Genomic DNA, 999 nt, shown 5'->3' with positions numbered 1-999 from the left:
GTGGAGGCAGCGGCGATTTCGTGGGCGCGCTACCCACGGCGCTGATGAAGCCACTCTCCGGCAGCGGGGCGCGCGGCATGATGGTCGACGCGATGACCACATACGGTGCCGACTCGTTCGTGGGTCGCCTGAGTTGCGTGTTCCAAGGTTCCACGGATACCACGTTCTATATTCTCGCCGTGTATTTCGGCAGCGTGGGAGTGCGCCACACACGCCATGCCGTCACCTGCGGCCTGCTCGCAGACGCGGCCGGAGTGGTTGCCGCCATAGGGGTGTGCTATTTGTTTTTTTAAAGGTAAAAAGGTAAAGAAGTAAAAAGGTAAAAAGCCATGCGGCGTGGGAGTGGCCATTATTATTGTTAGTGAGTAAAGACAAACGGATGCGTGGATATAAAATAAATAGTTATGGGGCAGGGGAAGAATGTTATTTATCAGTTGAGCAAATGCTTTGCGTTGAGGATTGTGAGGCTTTACTGTTGTTTGCGTGACAACAGAGGAGAATATGTCATTTCGAAGCAATTATACAGGTCGGGCACGAGCATCGGGGCAAATATCGCGGAAAGCATCTATGCTCAAAGCGATGCGGACTATATAAGTAAACTGAGCATTGCCCTGAAAGAAGCAAGCGAGACTGAGTATTGGTTGGACTTGTTATATGAGTCGGAAGTGATAAGTGAAAAGGAACATAACTCGTTGGTTACGGACTTGAAAACAATAATTGGAACATTGATAAACATAATAAACAAAATAAAAAACAAGAAAAGGGAAGATAAATAAAAGTAATAAACATCTGTAATTATATTATTGAAAGACAATTCGTTTGTCTTAATAAATATCTGTTATAGTAAAATTGAAAAGTCATCATATTAGAATTATGATTAGAATCATGAAAAGACAAAAGATAGATGATTATCTGTATAATGTCATACGGTTTTCTGATAATGTAAGTTCCGGTGTTTTTTACCTTTTTACCTTTTTATTTTTTTACCTTTAAACATTG

Annotated in this window: 1 protein-coding gene and 1 pseudogene; both read left to right on the top strand. The window is 42.1% G+C overall.

The features are described 5' to 3' along the window. A pseudogene (locus MoGM_RS00450) lies at positions 1-293 on the top strand (hypothetical protein); the annotation flags it as partial. Positions 294-404: 111 nt separating this feature from the next. Then, positions 405-776 (top strand): four helix bundle protein, encoded by a 372-nt coding sequence (locus MoGM_RS00445; RefSeq protein WP_104368275.1) that lies wholly within the window; start codon positions 405-407, stop codon positions 774-776. Positions 777-999 lie beyond the last annotated feature (223 nt).

Origin of the sequence: Prevotella sp. MGM1, assembly GCF_002933775.1 — a bacterium.
Taxonomy (GTDB): Bacteria; Bacteroidota; Bacteroidia; order Bacteroidales; family Bacteroidaceae; genus Prevotella.
Note: the sequence above shows the minus strand (reverse complement) of the source record. Positions and strands in the feature narration are given on the sequence as shown.

What these genes read in the sequence shown, in the direction of transcription:
- MoGM_RS00445 (WP_104368275.1), top strand. Translation starts at nt 405, where the DNA reads ATGGGGCAGGGGAAGAATGTTATTTATCAGTTGAGCAAATGCTTTGCG.